The organism is Pseudomonas nitroreducens NBRC 12694 (genome assembly GCF_002091755.1).
In the GTDB taxonomy this organism is placed as follows: domain Bacteria; phylum Pseudomonadota; class Gammaproteobacteria; order Pseudomonadales; family Pseudomonadaceae; genus Pseudomonas; species Pseudomonas nitroreducens.
The window spans coordinates 164,231-180,951 of the sequence record NZ_BDAI01000006.1 but is presented as its reverse complement, the minus strand read 5'-3'; the positions used below and the strand labels follow the sequence as shown (position 1 = coordinate 180,951).

Below are 16,721 nucleotides of genomic sequence, written 5' to 3'. Positions count from 1 at the left end.
GGGGCCAAGAGGTTCGCGAGCAAGCTCGCTCCTACAGCAGAGCATCGGTACGCGCTAAGCTCATCTCATGAACTACCTCGCGCATCTCCACCTGGGCGGCGACCGGCCCGCCCAACTGCTCGGCAGCCTTTACGGCGATTTCGTCAAAGGCCCGCTGGCCGGGCAGTGGCCCGCTGAAATCGAGGCGGCTATCCGCCTGCACCGGCGCATCGACGCCTTCACCGACAGTCATCCCTTGATACACAGTGCCAAGTCGCGCTTCCCCAGTGAGCGCCGACGCATGGCCGGCGTGCTGCTGGACGTGTTCTACGACCACTGCCTGGCCCGCGACTGGGAGCGTTTCTCCGGCGAGCCGCTGGAGCAGTTCACCCAACGGGTCTACGGTGTACTGGGCCGCACGCCCGGCCTGCCGGAGCGTCTGGCGCGCATTGCACCGCGCATGGCCGCGCAGGACTGGCTCGGCAGCTATCGGCAGTTCGAGGTGTTGCAGGACGTTGTCTCCGGCATGTCCCGGCGCCTGTCGCGGCCGTCCCTGCTGGATGGCGCCTGGGAGGAGCTGGATCGTCTTTACGAGCCATTGAGCAGCGACTTCCGTGAGTTCTATCCCGAACTTCAGGAGTTCGTCAGAAATCCGCCGAAATCGATGGACGGTCCGGCCTGACTTGATATGTGTCAACCGGCCGGCGGCCCATAGCGTGTGCAATAGACACATCTGAAGGACGACGAGAGGAGCAGCATGATGAAGTCGTTAATGGTCGCAACGGATCTGTCTGGCCGTTCCGAAAAGGCTTTGCACCGTGCGGCGGCGCTCGCCAAGCGCTACGCCTGTCCCTGGACCGTGCTCTACGTGGTCGATGAAGACCAGCCATCGGCGCTGGTCGAGCAGGAAGTCACCCAGGTGCGCCTGATGCTCGAAGCGCGGCTTGTGGAACTCACCGAACTGGGCGGCACCTGCCCGAAACTGCTGGTGGAGCGCGGCGATCCGAATCAGCAGATCCTCGCTGCGGCGAAGAAGCAGAACTGCGAGATGCTGGTGATGGGAGCCCACCGCAAGAGCGTGCTGCGCGACATCTTCGTCGGCACCACGGTGGAGCGAGTACTTCGCGCCGGGCAACTGCCGGTGCTGGTGGTCAACCAGCCCGCCGGCGGCCAATACCGCGACCTGCTGGTCGCCCTCGATACCTCGCCGGCTTCGGCCCATGCGGTGGAAGTGGCCGATGAACTGGGCCTGCTCGAAGGTGCCGTGCGCCGGGGTGTCTACGCCTTCAGCCCGCTGGCCAAGGGCATGATGCAGTACTCCGGAGTGAGCGAGGAGCGCATCGACGAATTTGTCGGCAGCGAGTCGCGCCAGGCGGTGGACGAGTTGAAGAAGTTCCTCCATGACCAGCACCTGGAGGAGCACATCGATGAACAACTGGTGGCCGTCGGGTTGCCGGGCAACGTGTTGCAGCGGATGGTCGACAAGCATCGGCCGGATCTGCTGGTCATGGGTACTCGGGGTATGGGCGGAATCAAGCGTGCCCTGATCGGCAGTGTTGCCGACTACGCTCTGCGCGAACTGGATTGTGACATCCTGGTCGTGCCGCCGGAGGCTTGAGCCTGCGGCGTCTGGAGACTGTTTTCAGGCTGCGTCGGGCGACTCGAGGGTGCCGCCCGGCGCAGTTTGAAAGCCGTTTCGTCAGAGTGGGAACCCGCCGGCCGTAGGTTACGGCGGGCTCCAATCCCTTCCCTTGTCAGCGAACGTCAGGCCGCAATGGCCGCCTCTTCCTGCGCTTCACACACCACTGCACGGATTGCCGCGTGCGCTTGTCTGGCCAGCAGGTTGCGGTCCTGGTGGGCGCTGGACAGCGCCGGCAAGAAGTGGATTTCCGCGACTCCCCGATCATTGTCGAACAGCCGCTTCAAGTGGCTGACCAGATCATCGTCACCGATGAAGGGCGCCAGCTCGCACGCCTGCCCGTTGCGCCGGTAGCATAGCGCCACAGGCTGCACCGGCACGCCGGCCTCGATGGCGCTGGCCATCAGCCGGCCGTGGAAGGTACGCAGGCCCTGGCCGTCGGTGGTGGTGCCTTCGGGGAAGACCAGCAGGGAACGGCCGCGCGCCAGATGCGTGGCCAATTGCGCGTTGATCATTCGGGCATCGCCAGAACCCCGGCGGATGAACAGCGTACCGGCCTTTTCCGCCAGCCATCCGGCGACCGGCCATTGGCGCACCTCGGCCTTGGACAGGAAGGTCAGCGGCAGCAGCGCACCGAGCAGCGGGATATCGACCCAGGACACATGGTTGGACACCCACAGCATCGGCTGGCCGGGTAGCTCGCCGTGCACCTTCACCTTGAAGGGCAGGGCAGCCGTCAGGCGCGCCAGGTACCAGCAGGTCAGGCGCTGGCGCAGGGGCATCCAGTCGCGGCCGGGCAGGCGCTCCAGCAGGCTGACGAAGGCAGCCAGCACCAGGCCCACCGTCAACACCAGCAGCAGGCGGGCAACGCGCAGCCAGGCGCGCAGGCTGCGCATCAGACCGCAGCCTTGAAGTGGCGGGCGTAGCGCGGGCAGAGTTCGTCGCGCTTGAGCAGGATGAACACGTCGGCGACGCCGAAGTCCGGGTCCCAGCAGGGCTCGCCGCAGATCTTCGCACCCAGGCGCATGTAGGCCTTGAGCAGCGGCGGCAGCTCAGCGGTGAGGTTTTCCGGCACGTCCAGTTGCGGCAACGGGGTCTTCGGTTCGGCACGCAGGTTCTGCTGACACAGGTAGCGGTCGCGCAGGCGCTGCATCACCGCGCGGGCCTGGATGCCGCCGTCGCGCATGGGGATGCTGGCGCAGCCCATCAGGTAGCGGTAGCCGCCTTCATTCAGCACTTCGGCCAGCTCGCTCCAGAGCACGGCGATGGTGCCGCCATTGCGGTAGTCCGGGTCGACGCAGGTACGGCCGATTTCCAGCACCGGGCCCTGCAGGTTGTCCAGGCCGTCGAGGGCGAATTCCTCTTCGCTGTAGAAGCGGCCCAGGCGCTGTGCGGCACGGTGGTCGAGCAGGCGGGTGGTGGCCACCAGCGCGCCGGTGTTGAGGTCGCGCACGCCGATGTGGGCGCAGTGGCGGTCGTAGTCGTCCATGTCCAGCCCCTGGTCCGCGCCCTTGAGTTGGGCGTCGAATTCGCTGCTGAACACGCGGTAACGCAGGGCCTGGGCTTCGCGCAGGGCGCGGGCGCCGCGCAGACGCACGGCCTTGAGACGGCGCTGCGCCGGGGTGTCACAGGAGAGGGCGATCTGACTCATGCGAGTGCCTCCGTGAACCGGCCATGCGGGTTGCGGCCGGTCGGCTTTGTTGTGCAAGCTCAGGCTAGGAATGACCGGTGTCACGCCCATGACGGTGCGGTGATGCTTGTATGACAAGAACAACGACCTCGAAGGAAGGAGCGCCGCGATGCCCTGGAAATGCCTGCTCGGCCCGCAGGACCGATTGCCGCCCGGCCTGGCCCTGGACGACTGGTACGCCGAACTGCTGGCGCGCGCCGGCCATAGCGGCAGCTTCGAGCTGGCAGTGCTCGGCGGGCGCCTGGCGACCTCACCGGGGCTGGCCTTCCTCGCCGGCTACCAGGCCGCCCTGCGCGCGCTCTGGCCGGCGGCCCCGCTCAGTCTCGGCGCGCTCTGCGTGACCGAGAAGAAGAGCGTGCGCCCCGCCGACCTGCAGACCCGCCTCGACGGTCTGGTGCTGCACGGTCGCAAGGACTTCGCCACCGCCGCCGACAGCGCCGCGTGGTGGCTGGTCGCCGCGCGTGACGAGGACGAGGGACAGCCTCCGCGCATCGCCATGACCGTGGTGCAGGCCGGCGCCCCCGGCGCGAAGCTGGAGGCGCTGCCGGCCCTGCCGCTGCTGCCTGACATCCCCCACGCCCGCCTGCTGCTCGACGGTGCCCATTGCGAACGCCTGCCCGGCGATGGCTGGGAGGCCTACAGCAAACCTTTCCGCACCCTGGAAGATACCCATGTGCTGGCGGCGATCTGCGCCTGGCTCTACGGCCTGGCGCTGGATAAACAGTGGCCGGCGGAGCTGGGCCTGCGCCTGACCGGTGTGCTGGCCGGCTGCGCGGAAGTCAGCCGGCAGCCGGCTTCGCAACCGGAAACCCACCTGCTGCTGGCCGGCGTGTTCAGCCAGTTCGAAAGCCTCGCTGCGACGCTGGATGCCGCCTTCGCCTCGGGCGACCCGGAACTGGCGGCGGTCTGGAGACGCGACAAGAGTGTGCTCGCCATCGCCGGCGCCGCCCGGGCCAAGCGCCTGGAGAAAGCGAGGGTGGCAATAGGCCTTGACCCACGTCAGTGAGGGCCTGGGGAGGGGACGTTAGCCTTACAGATGTTTCTGAGATACCAAGAAATTTCCGCAGGGCTACCCACTGTTTTCCCCTCCCACTGCTTTAGGAAATCCCCTCATGCGACGCGAACCCATCGTGCTGTTCGACGACGGTAAACACCAATGCCTGTGTTTCGACGATCTGGTCAGCGGCGACGGTGTGCAATCCAACCAGTTCCTCATCGTCGACCACGACAAGCGCCTGCTGCTCGATCCGGGCGGCGACCTGACCTATACGCCGTTGTCCCTGGAACTCTCGAAACTGTTCTCGCTGCAGGACCTGGACTACATCTTCGCCTCGCACCAGGACCCGGACATCATCGCCGCGCTGGACAAGTGGCTGCTGCACACCCGCGCCAAGGTCATCTGCTCGAAGCTCTGGGCGCGCTTCCTGCCGCACCTGACGGCCAACTACCTGGCGGTCAGCCATGGCATCTCCACCTATGACCGGGTGATTCCGCTGCCGGACCGCGGCGAGTCGGTGCAGCTGGGCCGCTGCCAACTGAAGATGATCCCTGCGCACTTCCTCCACTCGGTGGGCAACTTCCAGATCTACGATCCGGTCAGCAAGATCCTCTTCTCCGGCGACATGGGCGCCTCCCTGGTGGACGACGCCAGCCCGGTGCAGGATTTCGCTGCGCACGTACCGCACATGGAAGGCTTCCACCGTCGCTACATGGCGTCGAACAAGGTCGCGCGGCTCTGGGCATCGATGGTGCGCGGCATGGACATCGAGATGATCGTCCCGCAGCACGGCCGGCCCTTCGTGGGCAAGGCCATGATCGGAGCCTTCCTCGACTGGATCAGCGACCTGCAATGCGGCATGGACCTGATGGGGCCGGAGGATTACCAGGTGCCACGCTGACAGGTCCCATGCTGACCGATTGCGCCAATCGTCCTTGATTACGGCACGATCGGCGCTTAATTCGTCATCTTCACCGTGCTAGGGTGCGGGCCGACCTGATAACAAGAGGCCCGCCGATGCCCTTCACTTCCTACAGGCCAGCGCTGCGCGCACTGGCCCTGGCCACCTGCCTGCTCAGCAGCCATGCCCACGGTGCCGACACCTGGCCCGAGGCCGACTGGCCCCACGGCGCCACGCCCAGTGGCGCTGCTGTCGAAGCCTTCGAAAGCTACGCCTTCCCCAGCCGCGACGACGCGACCCGCAAGGGCGTGCGCACCGATGCGGTGGTGGTGATTCGCGACGGCCAACTGATCTACGAACGCTACGCCGGCCCAACCAGCGCGCAGACGCCGCACCTGGCCTGGTCGATGAGCAAGAGCGTGATGGCCAGCGTCCTCGGTGTGGCCTTCGGCGAGGGCAAGTTCCAGCTCGACGACCCGGTCGCCCAGCATTACCCGGCCTTCGCCGACCATCCCGATATCAGGATGCGCGACCTGCTGCACTGGGCCTCCGGCCTGGCCTGGCAGGAAGAGTACGAATACGCGCCGGTGCGCTCCTCGGTGGTGGCGATGCTCTACACCCGTGGCCGCGACGACATGGCGAAGTTCACCGCCGGCTTCGCTGCCGATGCCGAGCCGGGCAAGCGCTTCCGCTACTCCAGCGGCGACAGCAACGTGCTTTCCGCCACGCTCAAGCAGATGGTCGGCAAGGACTACGCGAACTACCCCTGGACCGCGCTGTTCGAGCCGCTGGGCATCCAGTCGGCCGTCTGGGAGCGCGATGCCAGCGGTACCTTCGTCGGCTCGTCCTATGCCTACATGACTGCCCGCGACATGGCGCGCATCGGCCTGCTGATGGAGCGCGACGGGCGCTGGAAGGATCGCCAGTTGCTGCCACAGGACTGGATGAAATTCGTTCTTGCGCCGTTCCCCGAGTACCAGCCTGATCCGAAGAAACCCAACGAAGCGGTGCCCGGTGGCCAGTGGTGGCTCAATCGCCCGGTGGCCGGCGCGCCGGTACCCTGGCCGGATGCGCCCGAAGACACCTTCGCCGCGCTCGGCCACTGGGGCCAGGCGCTCTACGTGATCCCCGAACAGAAGCTGGTGATCGTCCGCTACGCCGACGACCGCGACGGCAGCTACCAGCACGACGCCTTCCTCAAACTCGCCCAGGCGGCCTTCGCCCACGGGGAGGTGCAGCCATGATCCGCCGCCATCCGATCCTCAGCGTTCTCGTCCTTCTGATCGTCGCGCTGGCCGTGGTGATCTGGCAGAACCGCATCCATCTCGCGGCCTTCCCCGGCATCATCGGCGCCTACACCGCCAAGGAGTACTGCTCCTGTCGCTACGTTATGGGGAACTCGGCAGACTATTGCCAGGCCTATACCAAGCAGTACGTGCCGACCAGCGGCTTCCTCGACGACGAAGCGCGCAAGCGGGTGACCGCCCGCGGCCTCGGCAGTACACAGACAGCCGCCTGGCTCGGTGCGCGCGAGGGATGCCAACTGATGCCCCAGGCGGATGATTTGCCCGAATCGGGCAACCACTGAGAACGCGATTACGATCTGCTGCGCGTCGGCAGAACGGCGTTAAAAACAGGCTCGGACTGCTCATTTACCGCTTGTAAACTGCGCATCCTCGCCTGTTTTTGCCTTGTTCTGCTCTAGCTCGCGAGATCGTAATCACGTTCTGACGGGCGCGTTCCACGGAGCGGGGCGACCCGCTTCGGAGGACGAATGCATTCTTTTGTAACAGGAGCCGTGTGCGCATTGCTGGTGCTGGCCAGCCCCCTGGCGCTGGCCGAATGGCAACTGGACGGCGACACCTCGCGGATCAGCTTCGTCTCGGTCAAGCGCGGCAAGATGGCAGAAGTGCAGCGCTTCGACCGCCTTTCCGGACAGATCGACGACCAGGGCGCGGTGCGCGTGGTGGTGCCGCTGGAGTCCATCGACAGCGGCCTGGCGCTGCGCGACGAGCGCATGCGCAACTCCTTCTTCGAGATCGAGCGCTTCCCCGAGGCGATCGTCAGCAGCCAGCTGGACCTGAGCCGTTACGACGACCTGCGGGTCGGCCAGTCGCGCCAGGAAACCGTGGACTTCAACCTCGACCTGCACGGCCAGCAGCGCCGGCTGAAGTCACAGGTGCTGGTCAGCCGCCCCAGCGAGAGCCGCATCGAGGTGACGACCCTGGAGCCGCTGGTGCTCAAGCTGATCGACTTCGGCCTGGAAGAGAAACTCGAGCCGCTCAAGGAAGTCGCCAACGTGCCTTCGATCACGCCCGAGGTGCCGGTGTTCGCGGTGCTGGGGTTCAGCCAGGTGATCAAGCAGGCGCCGTGATCGTTGTGGATCGGCATCTTCGTTCGTGCCGATCTTCTCTGCGATTCGCCGGCCAGGCGGCGTTGGGCGGGTTCGCGAGCAAGCTCGCTCCTACAGGCCGGATGCTCCTCGTAGGAGCGAGCTTGCTCGCGAACCGCACGGCACAGCGTCAATCGCGAAAACAGCCAGCCTTAAGCCCGCGCCGCAATTGCCGGCAAGTCTGGCTGGAAGCGAAAGCCGGAGCCCACGCTGCAACTGGAAGCGCTGATGAACACGAAGGCGAGCAGCAGGATGGTTTTCATGGCGGTCTTCCTGTCAATCAGGATCGGGCTACCTCCAGTGTAGGTCGTGCCGCCCGGCGCGCGCCGAAGGTCACGAAACTGCCCGCTGCGAACAGCCACGCGCTGACCCCACCGTAGCCCAGCACCCAGCCGAAGCCCTGCACCAGTGCCGCCCGCGCGCTGGCCGGGGCATCGGGGCCCAACTGGCCGGCGGCGATGCTGGCGGCCTGTTGCAGCTTCTCGCTGCCGTTCACGCCGTGCAGCCCGGCAGCGACGCCCCAGAGCAGGATCAACCCCATCACCGCGATATTGATCGCCAGGGAAATCATCCGCGCGCTCATGTCGATGCCCGAGGCCATCCCCGCGCGGGCGGCGGGCACGGCGGCGGTGGAGGTGTTGGTCACCGTGGTGTTGGTCATGCCCAGCCCGATGCCGGCCAGCACGCAGCCGGGCAGCAGGGTCAGCCAGCTGGCGTGATCCACGGCGCTACCCCAGAGCATCAGGAAGAAGCCGGTGCCGATCACGAACATTCCGCCGGGTATCACCCAGCCGGGGTGGAAGCGGTGCGCCAGGCGCTCGGCGATGGGCGGCACCAGCAGCGTCGGCAGCGTGTACGCCAGCAACGACCAGCCGGCCTTCACGTCGCCGTAACCGAGCACGCCGTGGTAGTAGACCGGCAGGTAGATCATCAGCGGCCAGAAGCTTGCGTTCATCCCCGCCGAGCCGAACATCGCGCCGGAAAACGCGCGGGTGCGCAGCACGGAGAAGTCGAACATCGGGTGGGCGACGCGGCGCTCGATCAGGACAAAGGCGGCGAGGCTGGCCAGGCTGAGCAGCAGGATCGCCAGCGCGGCCGGGCTGGTGAAACCCATGCCGGCGCCCTGGGTGATGTAGAACACGATGCCGAGCACGGCCAGTGACAGCGTGAGCATGCCGCCGATATCCAGCCGCTCGGCTTGCGGATCGCGCGACTCCACCGCGCCGTACTGCGCCAGCGCGAGGGTCAGCAGGGCGAGCGGCCCGTGTACCAGGAACACCCACTGCCAGCTGGCCAGGGCGACGATGGCGCTGCCGATGATCGGCCCGAAGCCCAGGCCGATGCCGAACACCACGCCCCAGGCGGCGAAGGCGCGCACGCGTTCGGCCGGGTCGCTGAACTGGCTGGTCAGCACCGCCACCTGGCAGATCAGCATGACGCCGCCGGCGGCGCCTTGCAGGAAGCGCCCGGCGATCATGCTCGGCATGTCGCCCGCCAGCCCGCAGAGCAACGAGGTCAGGCCGAACAGCGCCAGGCTGATGACGAACAGGCGCTTGCGGCCGAAGCGGTCGGCCAGGGTACCGGCGGCCATCAGTACGCTGGTGACGGCGATGGTGTAGGCGTTCATCACCCATTGCAGGTCCTGGAAGTCGCCGTGCAGTACCCGCTCAAGGGCTGGCAGGCTCGCCGGTACGCTGGAGATTTCCAGGCCGAACATCATCGAGGACAGGCATACCGCGGCCAGGGCGATGAGGTTTCTGGGGTTATGGAGGGCAGTCATGAGGATGGCTCCGTGGGACGAGCCACTATTCTGAAAAAGAACAGGGTTCCCCATTGGCGCCATTTGGTCCCATCATTGGGGCTCTTGAGGACTCAAAAGGGGCTGCCTGATGGATGACCGACTCGATGGCATTGCCACCTTCGTCCAGGTGGTGGATGCCGGCAGCTTCGCGCTTGCAGCGGAGCGTTTGAACCTCACGCGCTCGGCGGTCGGCAAGGCCATTGCCCGGCTGGAGGCGCGCTTGGGGGTGCGCCTGCTGCAACGCACCACCCGCAGCCAGAGCCTCACCGACGACGGCCAGGTGTTCTACGACAGCTGCGTGCGTGCGCTGGCCGAGCTGGAGGCCGCGCACACTGCGCTGGAGGGCGGTCGGATGGAGCCGCGCGGGCGCCTGCGGGTCAGCGTGCCGATCTCCTTCGGCCACCTCTGCGTGGTGCCGCTGATGCTGGAGTTGGCGCGGAAATACCCTTCGCTGAAGATCGACATGTCCTTCACCGACCGTCGCGTCGATTTGGTGGAGGAGGGTTTCGACCTTGCAGTGCGCATTGGTCCGCTGGGCGATAGTGCAACGCTCGCCGCGCGCAGACTGGGTGCGCAATACACCAGCATCGGTGCGGCGCCGTCCTACATTGCCCAGTGTGGGATGCCCGTGGGCCTGGACGATCTTGTCGGCCACGCCGCCATCAGCTATTCGGTCGCCGGTGTCACCTCGCCCTGGAGTCTGCGTGACGATGACGGCCATCGGCGTCGTATCGACATTGATCCGCAACTGAGCATGGACGACCTGCAGGCGATCGCCGCAGCCGCCGTGGCCGGATTTGGTCTGGCTCGTCTGCCTTCCTGGCTGCTGTCTCGGCATGTGAGGAGCGGCGAGCTGGTAGTCGTCAAGGGGCGTTGTAATCAGCCGCCGCAGGATATCCATGTGGTGTGGCAGAAGACCCGCTACATGCCGTCGAAGATCCGTTGCGCCATCGATGCGCTGGTGGCCGGGATTCCGGCGCTGCTGGCCGACTGAACCATTGGCGCCGGCGCCTGCCCAAAGGGCTCGCCGGTTGGCTGGTTTGCAAGCCGACGGCGGGCCGCTATCGTTGGCCGTTGGTCCATCCGTTTCCATGTAAGGGATTTCATGCGCTCGCTGTTCGCCTTCCTCTTCGCGGCCTGCTTCGCCGCTTCCGCCCAGGCTGCCTGGTACCTCGACTACGAGTCCTCGCGGCTGACCTTCGTCACCACCAAGAACGCCGATATCGCCGAGGTAAACCGCGTCCTGGTGATGCACGGCAAGGTGGAGGAGCAGGGGCAGGTGGAGCTGCGCATCGAGATGGATTCGGTGAGCAGCGGCATTCCGCTGCGCGATGAGCGCCTGCGCGACAAGCTGTTCGATACCGAGAAGTTTCCCGAGGCACGCATCACCTCGCGCATCGACCTGCGCCCGATCACCGAACTGGCCAGCGGCGTGCAACTGGAGATGCGCCTGCCACTGCGCCTGGAGCTCAATGGCCAGGCGAAGAACTACCGCACCGACGTGCTGATCACCCGCTTGGACGAGCACCGCTTCCAGGTGGTGACCCTGCAGCCGCTGGTGATCAATGCCGCTGACTTCGGCCTCGCGCCGGGCGTGGCGCAGCTGCGCAAACTGGCCGGGCTGAAGAGTATCGGCCTGTCGGTGCCGGTGGGCGCCGTGCTGATCTTCGCCTCGCGGTGAGCGGCCCGATCTTCCCCTGGCGGACGGGCAACCGTTTCGCCCTGCTCTGCGATGGCGAGCGCTTCTTCCCGCGCATGTTCCAGGCCATCGACAGCGCCGAGCGGCAGATCGAACTGGAACTCTACCTGGTGGAAAGCGGCAGTTGCGCCGAGGCGTTGCTCGACCGGCTGCTGGCTGCCCTGGGGCGCGGCGTGAAGGTGCGTTGCCTGTTCGACGCCTTTGGCAGCTTGAAGCTTTCCAGCGCCTGGACGCGCCAGTTGCTGGAGGCCGGCGGCGAGCTGCGCCACTACAACCCGCTGAACTGGAAAGCCGGCCTGCGCAACCTGTACCGCGACCACCGCAAGCTGTTGCTGGTAGATGAGCGCATCGCCTATGTCGGTGGCACCGGCGCCACCGACGAGTTCTGGTCCGCGCGGGAGAACCGCAGCGACTGGCACGAAGTGATGGTGGAAATGACCGGGAACATCGTCGCCGACTGGCAACGTCTGTTCGAGCGGCAGTGGAATGCGTGCCTCGGCGTGCGGGCCTGGAAGCCGCGGGAGGAAGTCCTGCTGACCCGCCTGCCGCCGATTCCCAGCTACGGCGAAGGTTTGGCGCGCGTTGCCTATGCGGATGCCGGCCAGCATCGTGACATCCTCCAGGCGCTGGTTCGTTCGCTGCGTGGTGCGCACCAGCGCGTCTGGTTGGCGACACCGTATTTTCTGCCGACCTGGAAGGTCCGTCGTGCACTGCGCAAGGCTGCACAGCGCGGTGTCGACGTGCGCCTGCTGCTCACCGGCCGGCTCACCGACCATGCGCCCGTGCGTTACGCCGGTCAGCGCTATTACCCTGGACTGTTGCGCGCCGGGGTGAAGATCTTCGAATACCAGCCGCGCTTCCTTCATCTGAAGATGGTACTGGTCGATGACTGGGTCAGCGTCGGCTCGTGCAACTTCGATCATTGGAACCTTCGGTTCAATCTGGAGGCCAATGTAGAAGCGTTCGATCCGCCATTCACCGCGGCGGTGGCCGATTGTCTGGCTGCCGACTTCGCGCAGAGCCGCGAGATCGACCTGGGTTTCTGGCGCGCGCGCCCCTGGTGGAAACGCCTTCGCGAGCGACTGTGGGGCTCGCTGGACCGACTGGTGGTGAACTTCCTCGACCGCCGCCGATGACGTCGCAGGGTTGTCTGTCGAGTAGGAGGTCGGTGTGGAAAAGATTCAAAAGGAGCGTTTCATCGGGCTGGAGTGGCTGCGCTTCCTGATGGGCCTGTACGTGGTGATCTACCACACGCTGCACAGTTACCCGGCGGAGCAGAAATTCGCCGGCCTCGATGACCTGACTGCCCTGGGCTTTTTCGCCACCAGCACCTTCTTCGTGCTCTCCGGCTTCCTGCTCTGCCACGTCTACGTCACCGACGGGCACCTGCGCGAGAGCCCGCGCAGCTTCTTCACCAAGCGCCTGTCCAACCTCTACCCGCTGCACATCTTCTCGATCCTGCTGACCATCGCCGTGCTGCTGGTGGTGAGCGGGCTGGGCATCGGCCCGGACCTGGACCAGGCGACGCCGCGCTTCGTCATCTACGACACCAACGAAGCCATCGGCCGGTTGCAGCCGGAGCTGTTCCACCACTGGATGAGCGACCGCGAACTGCTGTTCAACAGCATCCTCCAACTCACCATGCTGCAGGCCTGGAACCCGTATTACCTGACCTTCAACGCGCCGCTCTGGTCGCTGTCGACGCTGTTCTTCTTCTACCTCTGCTTCCCCTTCGTCGCCCCGCGCCTGGCGCGGCTGCAGCACAAGTGGCGCTGGCTGCTGGCGCTGTGGGTGCTCTACCTGATCCCGCCGATCCTGGTGGTTGCCAGCGAGCAGTACGGCATGCCCTGGACCGGCCTGCTGCACCGCAACCCGCTGCTGCGATTGCCGGAGTTCCTCAGCGGCATCCTCGCCTACGGACTGTTCCGCGAGTACAAGGACGCCGGCCATCTGCCCGGCCGCGGAATGCTGGTGGCGATGGGCGCGTTCGTGCTGGCCAATTTCCTGGTTGCCGATTACCTCTACACTCACGGCGCGAAGTTCTGGTACTTCCTGCTACACAACGGCCTGTTGCTGCCGGCCCAGCTGATGCTGGTGTACATGAGCGCTTTGCCGCGCGATCCGAAGAGCAGCGTGATCCGTCATTGGTCGCCGCGATTGGGCGCTGCATCGTTGTCACTGTTCGCCTTGCACGTGCCGCTGTTCACGCTGTTCTCGCGAACGGAAAAACTGATTCGTGCACCGGGGGATTGCCTCGCGGACTGGGCTTTCTGTGTCGAGTCCGCGACCCATCAGCAGTTGTCGATCTGGCTGTATCCGTTGTTCCTGCTGTTCATGGTCGCCAGTTGCGTGCTGGTGCAGGAGCGCTGCGTGGTGCCGGTGCGCAAATGGCTGGTGCGCCACCTGTTGCCGGTGCCGCCCACACCGCCAGCCCCGCGGCGACGGGTGGTTACCGAGTCGTAATCCATCGTTGGGCCGTTCGCGAGCAAGCGCGCTCCGACAGGTTGCGCTCTTCGTAGGAGCGAGCTTGCTCGCGAACCAGAAACAGCGCCGCCCTTCACCGGCTTCTGCCGACCTGCGCTGCCGGTGCTAGGTTTTCTGCAGTGCCGCCGCTGCGGCCCCTTGCGGAAGAAAGCCACCATGCCCATCGAGTTCCGTCTACTCAGCGGCGGCGCCCTTCGCCCGTTCATCGATGATCTGGCGCGACTGCGCATCACCGTGTTCCGTGATTATCCGTACCTCTACGACGGCGGCCCGGAATATGAAGCCGGATACCTCGACAGCCATGTGCGCTCGGCCTGGAGTCTGTGCGTACTGGTGATCGATGAGGGCCGGGTAGTGGGGGCTTCGACCGGGCTGCCGCTGGTGGACGAGGCCGAGGCTCTCCAGCAACCGCTCCTCGCGCAGGGCTGGAACCCGGAACGAATCTTCTATTTCGGCGAGTCGGTGGTTCTGCCGGAGTACCGCAGCACCGCTTTCGACCTGCGTTTCTTCGAGGAGCGCGAGCGCTTTGCGCGCGGCCTGGGACGCTTCGATTGGGCGGCCTTCTGCGCTCTTCGGCGACCACCGGAGCATGCCGCGCGACCTGCCGGTTATCGCTCACCGGACGCCTTCTGGCTGCAGCGCGGCTTCACTCCGCAGCCCTCCCTGCGGATCGAATACCACTGGCGCGATATCGGTGGGCAGCGAGAGACTGCGAAATCGATGATGTTCTGGCTAAAGGAACTGAGCTGACTCGGGTTCAGTAACCGGCTTCGCGCTGGTGGCGGATCGCGAGGATGACCCGTGTTTCTCCATCGATGTGGTAGCGAGCTATGTAGCCGCTGTCACCGAAGTCGATGGGCCATTCGCGGAATTCGATCGGCAGGTCATCGATCAGTCGCCCCATCTGCGGATAGGCCCCCAGCGCCTGGGTGGCCTGGAGAATGATCTGGCCGGCGCGGCGGGCGGCGGTGGGATTGGTTTCCCGGAGGAATCGGCGCAGGCGGTCGAGGTCGCGAAGCGCTGCGGGCGCGTAGATCACTCGCATTTTGGTGCGGCTTGCTCGTCCTCATCGCCCCAGCTGTTCAGCCAGCTCTCCACCGCTTCGGCAGTGACGTGCTGGCCGGTCGCCTGGAATTCTTCCCAGGCCTGCTCGGTGTCGCGCTTGAGCTTCTCGCGCTGCTCTTCACGCACGACGTATTGGCCGATGGCTTCACGCATGATCCAGTGCGGCGAGCGCTGGCGCAGTTCGGCCAGCTCGCGCACGCGGGCGAGCATTTCCTCGTCGAGTTTGACTGAAGTGGCCATGGCGGCACCTGTGTAGTTAAAGGTAATACCGGGTAATACTTCGCTCTGGGTGCAGCAGTGTCAAACAGGTTGGGATGAGCGGGGCTCGCCCTGGCGTTTGTGTGAACTCTTCGACCCGGACTTTCGACGGGTGGCAAGCTCACGCGCCGTGGTTATGCTCCGGGCATAACCATAAGAGGGACTTTCCATGCTCCGACTGGCCCTGTGCGCCTTTCTCCTGATGCTGGCCGGCTGCAGTTCGCCCGGCGCCTTCTTCGGCGCGGTGGACGGGCCGCAGTACAGTGCGCAGCCCGCGGATTCGCAGCAGGCCACGGTGTACCTCTACCGGCCGCAGAACCAGTGGTCCGATGAAGAACTGGAAGCGCCGGGGCTGTTCCTCAACAACGAGCTGATCGGCAGCCTGCCGAGCAACGGCTACTTCACACTGCACTTCGCCCCCGGCAGTTATCCACTACAGATGCGCCGCCCGCTGCTGGGCAGCTTCTGGACCTTCTTCGCCGGTGGCAGTCTGGACTTCACCCTGATCGCCGGCTTCACCCTGGAGGCCCGCGCCGGCGAGGTTTATTACCTGCGCTACGACGAAACCCACACGCCACCCAAATACGAGCACACCGCCGGCCAGGGCGCTGGCCCCCTGCAACTGGTGGGCAAGGAGCTGGGCTCTCGGGAAATCCCCGCCACGCGCCAGGTGCAGGAGCCGGTGAGCATCGCCGCCAGTGGCAAGGAAGTCGAAGGGCCGGGCTTCTTCGAGCGCATCGGCCTCTGACCGTGCTGTAGTAGCGGCGTATTACCCCGCCGCCAGCGTGACTGTCTAAGCTCTCCCGCATGCCCCGCCGCCACGGCGGGGCCCTGCCGGGAGGATGCCCCAGATGGCCGCGAAGAAGATCCTGATGCTGGTCGGCGACTACGCCGAAGACTACGAAACCATGGTGCCGTTCCAGGCGTTGCTGATGGTCGGACACACCGTCCACGCCGTCTGTCCGGACAAGAAGGCCGGCCAGAGCATCCGTACCGCCATCCATGATTTCGAAGGCGACCAGACCTATAGCGAGAAGCCGGGTCACAACTTCGCCCTCAACGCCAACTTCGCCGATGTGCGCGCCGACGACTACGACGCGCTGCTGATCCCCGGCGGCCGCGCCCCGGAATACCTGCGCCTGAATGCGAAGGTGATCGAACTGGTGAAAGCCTTCGACACCGCGAAGAAGCCCATCGCCGCCGTCTGCCATGGCGCCCAGCTGCTGGCCGCTGCTGGCGTGCTCAAGGGGCGCGCGTGCAGTGCGTACCCGGCCTGTGGCCCGGAAGTCACGCTGGCCGGTGGTGAGTACGTGGACATCCCGGTAGACGCCGCCCATGTCGACGGCAACCTGGTCACCGCGCCCGCGTGGCCGGCGCACCCCGCCTGGCTGGCGAAGTTTCTCGACGTACTGGGCACCAGGATCAGCCTGTAAACTTGCCCGCTCCCGAAGCAGGAGAAGCCGTCCATGTGCGAACTCTATGTAAAGGCCGACCCGATCCTCTATGAGTCGCGCTCCCGCTCGCTGCGCATCCGTGGCGTGGTCACCACGCTGCGCCTGGAGAACCAGTTCTGGGACATCCTGCGCGAGATCGCCGAGGTGGACGGCATGACCACCAACCAGTTGATCGCCAAGCTCTATGACGAGGTGATGGACTATCGCGGGGAGGTGGTGAACTTCGCTTCCTTCCTGCGGGTGAGCTGTACGCGCTTCCTCGCCCAGCGCCGTGACAACGTCGTGGAGCTGAACCGGGTGCCGCGCAGCGCCTGAGCCCTGCTGCCGACCGTTACGGGATCGGACTCATCCGCGATCGGCCT

General features: G+C 65.7%; 20 protein-coding genes. 15 read left to right on the top strand and 5 right to left on the bottom strand.

Going from position 1 to position 16,721, the window contains the following annotated elements; genetic code table 11:
• Positions 1–67 precede the first annotated feature (67 nt).
• Positions 68–661 carry an acyl carrier protein phosphodiesterase gene (locus tag PNI01S_RS18060; protein ID WP_024762605.1) on the top strand — a complete coding sequence of 198 codons (594 nt, stop codon included), beginning with the start codon at positions 68–70 and terminating at the stop codon, positions 659–661.
• A gap of 75 nt (positions 662–736) precedes the next feature.
• On the top strand, positions 737–1,597 hold the full coding sequence (locus PNI01S_RS18055) for a universal stress protein (protein ID WP_226045570.1): 861 nt from the start codon (positions 737–739) through the stop codon (positions 1,595–1,597).
• A 146-nt stretch (positions 1,598–1,743) separates the two neighbouring features.
• On the opposite strand, the gene PNI01S_RS18050 is transcribed toward PNI01S_RS18055, so the two are convergent.
• The gene (locus PNI01S_RS18050; RefSeq protein ID WP_024762607.1) at positions 1,744–2,514 is read right to left on the bottom strand and encodes a lysophospholipid acyltransferase family protein; all 771 of its coding nucleotides are present in this window, start codon (positions 2,512–2,514) and stop codon (positions 1,744–1,746) included.
• A complete protein-coding gene (gene olsB / locus PNI01S_RS18045) occupies positions 2,514–3,269 on the bottom strand; it encodes an L-ornithine N(alpha)-acyltransferase (RefSeq protein ID WP_084358736.1) in 756 nt (251 codons plus the stop codon). The genes PNI01S_RS18050 and olsB overlap by 1 nt, the downstream gene beginning before the upstream one ends.
• Before the next feature lie 148 nt (positions 3,270–3,417).
• Here olsB and PNI01S_RS18040 point away from each other — a divergent pair, with 148 nt between their 5' ends.
• The 5 genes from PNI01S_RS18040 to PNI01S_RS18020 all read left to right on the top strand — a co-directional run bounded on the left by PNI01S_RS18040 (position 3,418) and on the right by PNI01S_RS18020 (position 7,580).
• A complete protein-coding gene (locus PNI01S_RS18040) occupies positions 3,418–4,314 on the top strand; it encodes an acyl-CoA dehydrogenase middle domain-containing protein (protein WP_024762608.1) in 897 nt (298 codons plus the stop codon).
• Between the two features lie 106 nt (positions 4,315–4,420).
• A complete protein-coding gene (locus PNI01S_RS18035; protein WP_024762609.1) occupies positions 4,421–5,206 on the top strand; it encodes an oxygen-binding di-iron domain-containing protein in 786 nt (261 codons plus the stop codon).
• A gap of 116 nt (positions 5,207–5,322) precedes the next feature.
• Entirely contained in the window at positions 5,323–6,450 is a 1,128-nt protein-coding gene (locus PNI01S_RS18030) for a serine hydrolase domain-containing protein (RefSeq protein ID WP_024762610.1), read from the top strand.
• Positions 6,447–6,794: a hypothetical protein gene (locus tag PNI01S_RS18025; RefSeq protein ID WP_024762611.1), complete on the top strand. Its 348-nt coding sequence runs from the start codon at positions 6,447–6,449 to the stop codon at positions 6,792–6,794. The genes PNI01S_RS18030 and PNI01S_RS18025 overlap by 4 nt, the downstream gene beginning before the upstream one ends.
• A gap of 186 nt (positions 6,795–6,980) precedes the next feature.
• The gene (locus PNI01S_RS18020) at positions 6,981–7,580 is read left to right on the top strand and encodes a YceI family protein (RefSeq protein WP_037006560.1); all 600 of its coding nucleotides are present in this window, start codon (positions 6,981–6,983) and stop codon (positions 7,578–7,580) included.
• A gap of 298 nt (positions 7,581–7,878) precedes the next feature.
• Here PNI01S_RS18020 and PNI01S_RS18015 read toward each other — a convergent pair whose 3' ends face one another.
• A complete protein-coding gene (locus PNI01S_RS18015; protein ID WP_084358735.1) occupies positions 7,879–9,378 on the bottom strand; it encodes an MFS transporter in 1,500 nt (499 codons plus the stop codon).
• A 109-nt stretch (positions 9,379–9,487) separates the two neighbouring features.
• Between PNI01S_RS18015 and PNI01S_RS18010 the strand changes: the two genes are divergently transcribed.
• The 5 genes from PNI01S_RS18010 (at position 9,488) to PNI01S_RS17990 (ending at position 14,332) form a co-directional block, all read left to right on the top strand.
• Positions 9,488–10,393, top strand: coding sequence for a LysR family transcriptional regulator (locus PNI01S_RS18010; protein WP_084358734.1), 906 nt, complete (start codon positions 9,488–9,490; stop codon positions 10,391–10,393).
• A gap of 111 nt (positions 10,394–10,504) precedes the next feature.
• Positions 10,505–11,080 (top strand): YceI family protein, encoded by a 576-nt coding sequence (locus PNI01S_RS18005; protein ID WP_084358733.1) that lies wholly within the window; start codon positions 10,505–10,507, stop codon positions 11,078–11,080.
• Positions 11,077–12,234, top strand: a complete 1,158-nt coding sequence (locus PNI01S_RS18000) for a phospholipase D-like domain-containing protein (RefSeq protein ID WP_024762616.1) — start codon at positions 11,077–11,079, stop codon at positions 12,232–12,234. Before PNI01S_RS18005 ends, PNI01S_RS18000 begins: the two co-directional genes overlap by 4 nt.
• Positions 12,235–12,268: 34 nt before the next feature.
• Positions 12,269–13,561 (top strand): acyltransferase family protein, encoded by a 1,293-nt coding sequence (locus PNI01S_RS17995; RefSeq protein ID WP_084358732.1) that lies wholly within the window; start codon positions 12,269–12,271, stop codon positions 13,559–13,561.
• Between the two features lie 183 nt (positions 13,562–13,744).
• A complete protein-coding gene (locus PNI01S_RS17990; RefSeq protein ID WP_065084471.1) occupies positions 13,745–14,332 on the top strand; it encodes a GNAT family acetyltransferase in 588 nt (195 codons plus the stop codon).
• Positions 14,333–14,339: 7 nt separating this feature from the next.
• Here PNI01S_RS17990 and PNI01S_RS17985 read toward each other — a convergent pair whose 3' ends face one another.
• Both PNI01S_RS17985 and PNI01S_RS17980 read right to left on the bottom strand, forming a co-directional pair.
• Positions 14,340–14,627: a type II toxin-antitoxin system RelE/ParE family toxin gene (locus PNI01S_RS17985; RefSeq protein WP_065084440.1), complete on the bottom strand. Its 288-nt coding sequence runs from the start codon at positions 14,625–14,627 to the stop codon at positions 14,340–14,342.
• A complete protein-coding gene (locus PNI01S_RS17980; protein WP_024762620.1) occupies positions 14,618–14,887 on the bottom strand; it encodes a CopG family ribbon-helix-helix protein in 270 nt (89 codons plus the stop codon). Before PNI01S_RS17980 ends, PNI01S_RS17985 begins: the two co-directional genes overlap by 10 nt.
• Positions 14,888–15,074: 187 nt before the next feature.
• Between PNI01S_RS17980 and PNI01S_RS17975 the strand changes: the two genes are divergently transcribed.
• From PNI01S_RS17975 to PNI01S_RS17965, 3 genes are all read left to right on the top strand, one after another.
• Positions 15,075–15,653 (top strand): DUF2846 domain-containing protein, encoded by a 579-nt coding sequence (locus PNI01S_RS17975; RefSeq protein WP_084358731.1) that lies wholly within the window; start codon positions 15,075–15,077, stop codon positions 15,651–15,653.
• 103 nt (positions 15,654–15,756) lie between these two features.
• Complete coding sequence (locus PNI01S_RS17970) at positions 15,757–16,338, top strand: DJ-1/PfpI family protein (protein ID WP_065084442.1); 582 nt, start codon at positions 15,757–15,759, stop codon at positions 16,336–16,338.
• A 33-nt stretch (positions 16,339–16,371) separates the two neighbouring features.
• Positions 16,372–16,674, top strand: coding sequence for a ribbon-helix-helix domain-containing protein (locus tag PNI01S_RS17965; protein ID WP_017519692.1), 303 nt, complete (start codon positions 16,372–16,374; stop codon positions 16,672–16,674).
• Positions 16,675–16,721: the final 47 nt, after the last annotated feature.